6 protein-coding genes are annotated in these 6,663 nt (G+C 45.3%); all 6 read right to left on the reverse strand.

What is annotated here, in order from left to right:
* Nucleotides 1-44 precede the first annotated feature (44 nt).
* Genes ACY0JR_RS21100 through ACY0JR_RS21125 form a run of 6 tightly spaced genes read right to left on the reverse strand, consistent with a single transcriptional unit; the run spans nucleotide 45 to nucleotide 6,424 of the window.
* Entirely contained in the window at nucleotides 45-1,172 is a 1,128-nt protein-coding gene (locus tag ACY0JR_RS21100) for a glycosyltransferase (protein ID WP_462636155.1), read from the reverse strand.
* Nucleotides 1,173-1,175: 3 nt separating this feature from the next.
* Nucleotides 1,176-2,141, reverse strand: a complete 966-nt coding sequence (locus tag ACY0JR_RS21105) for a glycosyltransferase family 2 protein (RefSeq protein ID WP_462636156.1) — start codon at nucleotides 2,139-2,141, stop codon at nucleotides 1,176-1,178.
* Between the two features lie 8 nt (nucleotides 2,142-2,149).
* Nucleotides 2,150-2,668: a DUF4199 domain-containing protein gene (locus ACY0JR_RS21110; protein WP_462636157.1), complete on the reverse strand. Its 519-nt coding sequence runs from the start codon at nucleotides 2,666-2,668 to the stop codon at nucleotides 2,150-2,152.
* A gap of 24 nt (nucleotides 2,669-2,692) precedes the next feature.
* On the reverse strand, nucleotides 2,693-3,211 hold the full coding sequence (locus tag ACY0JR_RS21115) for a DUF4199 domain-containing protein (RefSeq protein WP_462636158.1): 519 nt from the start codon (nucleotides 3,209-3,211) through the stop codon (nucleotides 2,693-2,695).
* Between the two features lie 11 nt (nucleotides 3,212-3,222).
* A complete protein-coding gene (locus ACY0JR_RS21120; protein ID WP_462636159.1) occupies nucleotides 3,223-4,503 on the reverse strand; it encodes a dihydroorotase in 1,281 nt (426 codons plus the stop codon).
* Nucleotides 4,487-6,424, reverse strand: a complete 1,938-nt coding sequence (locus ACY0JR_RS21125) for a BatA domain-containing protein (RefSeq protein ID WP_462636160.1) — start codon at nucleotides 6,422-6,424, stop codon at nucleotides 4,487-4,489. Before ACY0JR_RS21125 ends, ACY0JR_RS21120 begins: the two co-directional genes overlap by 17 nt.
* Nucleotides 6,425-6,663 lie beyond the last annotated feature (239 nt).

The raw sequence follows: 6,663 nt of genomic DNA on the forward strand, positions 1-6,663 counted from the left end.
AGAGTTCCATCTTGTATATAGATTCTTAACAGAGAAAACCTTTCTTATATACCAGCTACATCTATAATAGCATCGGCCAATGCCTCCCAAGTATACTTTTGCTTTTCTTCCTTTATGTTCAGAACCATATCTGACGCTTTATCCTCCTTATAGAATCTATCTATAGCACCTGCAATTGCGTTTGGATCAACCTCTACTACGTACCCTACTTTCTGGTCTGGTATCATTTCGCTTAGACCACCCACATTTGTGACAATCATGGGTACTTCAAAGTGATAGGCTATCTGGGTAACTCCGCTTTGGGAGGCATGCCTATAGGGTTGCACCACTAAATCTGCCACAGAAAAGTAGTCTCTCACCTTTTCATGGGGAATGTATTGGGTGGCTAGTATTACTCTGTTCTGTAACTCGCCTTCCTTTACGAGTTGGGTATATAGGTCTGGAGACTCATAGAATTCACCTGCTACAATCAGTTTGATGTCTCTTTCCTGAAGTCTAGGGTCTTGCATGGCTTGCAACAAGATGTCTAAGCCTTTGTAGTGCCTGATGAAGCCAAAGAATAAGATGTACTTTCCTTCGGTTAAGCCCAACTCTCTTAATGCTTTTGCTCTATCTACTTTCTGCCCATAGGTGTCATAGATGGGATGCCCCTGACACGCGAAGGGTTTGGTTTTATTGAATTGCTTTAGTTCTTCCTGTACGGTAGCAGACATGGTAACAAAAGCATCACAAGCATCTACAAAGAACTGGGTGAGTGCTCTGTCGCCGGGCCGCTTTTCATGGGGCACTATGTTATCGGTGAGGGCTACTACTTTCGTGTGCTTGTTTCCCTTGATGATTCTGGCAACTGTCCCTAAACTGGGACTCATGAAAGGGAGCCAATACCTGAACAAAACTACATCGGGTTTCTTTTTCCTGATCTTGTAGCCGAGACGAACCCAAGTGAAGGGATTGATGGAGCTTAATTCCTGGTGGATAGTCAGATCCTGAGGCGGAGGCCCGTCTACTAATTGAGACTTACCTGGAAAGAGAATGGCTGGATACTGCGTGGTGAAGGTGTAGATTTCAACCTGGTGCCCCATCTGCTGCCAGGTACGGGCCAAGCTTTCAGTGGAAGCGGCTATCCCTCCTCTAAAGGGATAAGCCGGTCCCACAAGAACAATGTATGCCATAACTTAAAACCCGATATTATCCCTGATCAGGTATTCATCCTTTCTTCTACCTGATAAGGAAACCATTTCGGCCAGAAAGCCAGCTAAGAATAACTGCACGCCCACTATAACGGCTACTAAGGCTAAAAAGAAAAGAGGCTGGTCTGTGACATCTCTCACCGTCTGGTTTTGAAAAGACCGGTATACTTTTTCTATCACTAGCCAAGAGGTAATCAGGAAACCGATTAAAAACGAGAGAGTACCCAAACTCCCGAAGAAGTGCATGGGGCGCTTCCGAAATTTGGAGACAAACGTGATAGACATCAAATCCAAGAAACCGTACACGAAACGCTCTAAACCGAATTTGGTGGTGCCGTATTTCCGCTCACGGTGCTGTACTACTTTCTCGCCTATTTTCCCAAAACCGTTCCATTTCGCAATCACCGGGATGTAGCGGTGCATCTCGCCGTACACTTCAATGCTTTTCACCACGCGCGCATCATAGGCTTTGAGTCCGCAGTTGAAATCATGGAGTTTTATTTTGGAGATCTTGCGGGTAGCGGCGTTGAACAGTTTGGTGGGAAGCGTTTTGCTCAACGGATCATAACGCTTCTTTTTCCACCCGGAAACCAGATCGTACTCCTCTTCCACAATCATGCGGTAAAGATCCGGAATCTCGTCTGGACTGTCCTGTAGGTCAGCATCCATGGTGATGACCACTCTTCCCTGGGTTTCTCTGAAGCCAACATTGAGAGCCGCAGATTTCCCGTAGTTCCGGTTGAACCGAATGCCCTTGAGATTTGGGTTTTGCAAAGACAATTCCTGAATCACTTTCCAGGACGTATCTGTGCTGCCGTCATCAATCAAGATAACTTCATAAAGAAAACCGTGCGATACCATCACACGGTTTATCCATTGGGTAAGTTCTGGCAGAGACTCTGCCTCGTTAAGAAGTGGTATTACCACTGAAATATCTACGCCTTCCTGCATGAAAATTCTTACTCAAACTCTGGACGGTTTCTCTTCATGATAGCCGCAATGATTAACGAAAAAAGGAAGCCCATAAGAATGGCCCCAAGTACACCAAAGACAAACATCATTTCTGGAGTGGTGAATTTCTCAGTCATGCTGGTGGCTTGCTCAATTTGCTCATCACTCATTCCTTTGTTCTCCATCTCCTCAATAGACGTATTCCTGATTTGCTGGATGATATTGGAATCCACAAATTTCAGGTAGATGTACGTAAAGATTCCGCTTAGAACACCAGAAACAGCCGATAAAATGGTACCTACTCCCAAGCCTTGGCCATAAGACATAAAGCTATTATTCTCCTTTTTGAAATAATTGTAAGCCATGATAATCCCTACAATAGGAATAATCATGCCCAGATAAGACACCATTTTATTTGTATGCAACCCGGTGAGGTAAAGCACAAGGCTGAAGATAATGGAGGCAAAGCCGGTCATAATGCCGTAGCGAACACCTACGGAGCTTGGAGTAACGGTTTGTTCATTCATGGTGAGTTGGGTTTAGTTTGTGAGTTATTTTCTAAAAAAGACGCCTAAAACGATACTGATAAAGAAACCCGTTACCATCCTATTCACAAAACTGATTTGCGCCAGCGTGTAAGCATTCAGCCGGTTTAAGTTCTGGTAAGCGTTCCTGTAATTTACTTCCCCCATCACCTGCGTTAACTCCTGTTTGGTTAACTCCATCCGTTTCTGACTCAATATAATATATTCTTTGATCATTTCTTCGCCCGCGAAAATGGAATAGATGCACATGAGCAGGGCGAAGGTGAAAGCCAGAAAGAAGACCGTAAGCAGCCCCACCTTGAAAGCCTTCCCGAAACCTAGTTCAGCATCATGGAATTTCTTAAAGTATTTTATGGCTAGAAAAATGAAAATCGAGACAAAAACCAGAGTAGAGGAATACTCGCTGGTAGTATCATACGGATTCTCAAACCCCAATAAGGCGAGAATGACCACAAAAGCAAAGCTTACAATCCCCCCGGTAACGCCATATCTAATGGCAGTATTTACAACAGCTCTGTCAAACATGATGGTTCTCTCTAATTTTGGAAGGCTGGGTTAAGCGTCAATTGCCCATTGAGGTACGTGCCAAACACACATCCTTTTAATTTGCGCCCCAGGAACGGGCTGTTCTTAGCCGCAGAGGCGTTCAGGTTTTCCGTAAACACCCACGTTTTGGCCGGATGGAAAAACGTAAGGTTGGCTGTGGTGCCTTCAGACAAGGAAGGAACGGGTAAGTCTACGATCTTTCTGGAGTTCACCGCCAGTTTCTGCACCAAATCCTGGCTAGACAAATGGGAAGCTAGTGTTTCATTGGCGATGGCATACGCCGTCTGCAAACCTATAATGCCCGCTTCGGCTAAGTCAAACTCCAGTTCTTTTGCTTCTTCGTCCCAGGGCATGTGGGCAGACACAAGTGTATCAATGGTTCCGTCCTGCAATCCTTCCAAGATAGCCAGGCGGTCTGCCTCGCTTCTGAACGGCGGATTCACTTTATGATTGGTGTGGAAAGGCTCCATCTGCTCATCTGTAAAGGCGCATTGGTGGGCGGCCACATCACAGGTCACGTTTAGGCCCTGTTTTTTGGCTTCCCGCACTAAACTGACACCTGCGGCCGTAGATAATTGCGTGAAATGCAGCCTTCCGCCTACGTAGGTCAGCAACTGTAAATCCCGGGACACTTGCACTTCTTCGGCAATAGCCGGAATTCCTTTGAGGCCTAGCCGCGTACTAGCGGTTCCTTCGTGCATTTGTCCGCCGGTGGCTATCTTCTTGTTTTCAGGCCGATTTATCAAAACTCCCCCGAAAAGCTTCAGGTATTCCAGCGCTTTCAGCACAGAATCTTCGGCCTGCAATGAAACAGTACCGTCTGTGAAGGCGATAGCGCCTGCCGCTTTCAGGTCCAGAATCTCAGATAAGTCTTTGCCGTCCAAGTCATGGGTGACCGCGGCCAAGGGATGCAACCGAACGAAGCCGTTTGCAGGGTTGTTTTTGAAAAACGCAATAGAAGCGCGGGTCTGGGTAATAGGGTTTAGGTTAGGCAAGCACGCCACCTCGGTAAATCCCCCGTAGGCCGCCGCTCTTGTAAAATTGTCCAGCGTTTCCCTATGCTCATACCCGGGTTCTCCGCTGAAGGCAATCAAGTCAAACCAACCAATAGAGCAATGCAAGCCCTGACACGGAATAATTTGTGCGTTTGCCTCAGCAATGGAAGGAGCTATTTGTTGAATACGGCCTTCTCTCAGGAGAATATCTACTGTCTGGCCGTTCAGCGCAGAAGACGCATCAACTATAGTAACCGCTTTAAATAAGAGATCCACTTCTTTTAGTGCTTAAAATGACTGCCTCTAGCACGAGGCACAGAAAACACAATATTAGGCAATATTTCCAAAGGGAGGGGCCGCTTGATTCCTTTTGCAGTTGTTTTTGCAGTGAAATGCTTTTCTCGGGCTCCAGTACCTGGATGTTCTTTCCATGATCTGCCAACAATGCCTTCAGTTCATCTACTGAATAACCCTCTAATCTTGATTCGGCTCTGGGTATGTTCATGGCAATAGTGGAAACTACTTTGCCCTCCCGCATTAACTTGTAGAACCCAGGCTTATTCACTTCATCAGGAAGACTCATATAAAGTTGGTCCTGCCTAACGCGTTGGTCAGGAATAAAGGATTGTTGCCCCAGTACCAAGGAGTAAGGCTGTTTAGAAACCGCTTCATTTTCCAGCGGAATGCTGATGTTGCCACTGTTAGGCTGATGTGATAAAATTGATTTGCCCGCGTTGGAAGATAACGCCAACTGATACATGACTGGAACAAACAAGGGGTGCGCTACAAAGGCCGACGCATGGTTAATAGGAGAAGCAAACAAATGAACATTGCCTTCCCCTACTTTGAAAGTACTTAGAAAGGGAGAATTATCTGTGAACTTGAGAATTGTATGAAACGAGCTTCGCCAGGTTAAAACCGGTTTGGCTTCTGGCATTTTCATGTTCTTAACCTCTTTTTCGAAAATCTGCCCGAAAAACGCATCTGATAAATCTGGTTGCCTCAGAGGCTTCGCGCCTAGTTCCTGATTTTCCACACTTACGCCCCGGAACCCGATGCTGGAAAGAAAGTCAATTGTGGATTGTTGCGTTTGCTCCGTAGGAATAAGCACGACTGAATTCCCGCCTTGCAGCCAAGCTTTCACTTCATTGCTCAAAGAAGATGTGCCTCTAGCCGGAATATCCAATACCCATAGACTATTGGCAGCCTGTACTCTTTCTGGGAAAATAAATGCTGGTTCGGCTTTGTACGCCTGTATAATTGGGTCATTCTGTAACTGCCCCCTACTCATTCTTATCTGAATAGCCGAAGGTTTTGGCAGCACAATGAAATACTGATTATCAAAAGTCGTTACCGGGTCTTCTACTTCAAACGTGATTTCTTTGGCTTCATTCCTGTTAAGGGAAATCTTAAAGTGCGCTGTAGCTTTTTGACCGGGCTCCAGCAGCACTTGCGTAGCCCCCACCAACTGCCCACCTTCTGCCGCCGATACTTTTACTTGGCTGCTTTCACTCAGATTACTACCCGCTACCCGGACAGAGATGCCCGCCAATGAATTCGGCATGAGAACAGGTTGCTCTAGCCAAACCGAATCAATAAATAAATTAGAAGCACCACCAGATGGTAGGGAAACCAACGTAATTGCCTGATCTTTTGGTAAGCTCTTTAATACATCCGGAGTAAAGGTCGATTTCTGAAAATCAGACAAGAAATACGTTTGTCCGCTTCGCCGCTGACTCCCTACTCTGTCAATCCCTTCCTCTGGATTGTAAAAAGACACGCTAGTTCCTGCTTGAGCAACACTGTCTTCTCTGTTAGAAGAAGGTAGACTTTGAACAACATCCGAAACAATATTTAAAGATAAGTCGGCTTTGGAGATTCCGTTTTTTGTGGAAGGACTCTGCATACTCCAGGAAGTATCCCTCAGCACCACCGCATTGCTATCTGAAATGGAACTGTTGTTCTTTAGCTGGTTCAGGAATAACAGGACAGCAGACAATGCCGCTGCCACAAAAAGAAGCCTAAGGAATAGAAGCAGGTAGTTATTGATCTTCCGAACAGACTTAGTTCGTGAGATCAAAGCATTCAGAAACTGTATATGAGAGAAGTCAAGCCTTTGCCTGAGCCTTAACCCAAAGAAATGTATAAAAACTAAAATAACTGCAGCAATAGCAGTTCCAGAGAGGAGAGGAAGCATCTAGTAAATCCCGATTATACGTGAAGATAACTATTTGCTTCTAAAACTTGATATACCTGACATTTGGTATAGGCTTCAGTTACTTTTGGTTAAATGGAAGGGCTCTATTCTGTAGAATAGGACTACTTGTTCCTGATATCAAATATAGTCGTGAAACAAACTACATCCATTACTTTCTGCCGAGTAATAGATCAAGCAAGGTGGGTTACTTTGTTTATTCCAAATAGCCCGAAAGCTGG

The sequence above is a fragment of the Rufibacter sp. JT3400010 genome, assembly GCF_054956755.1.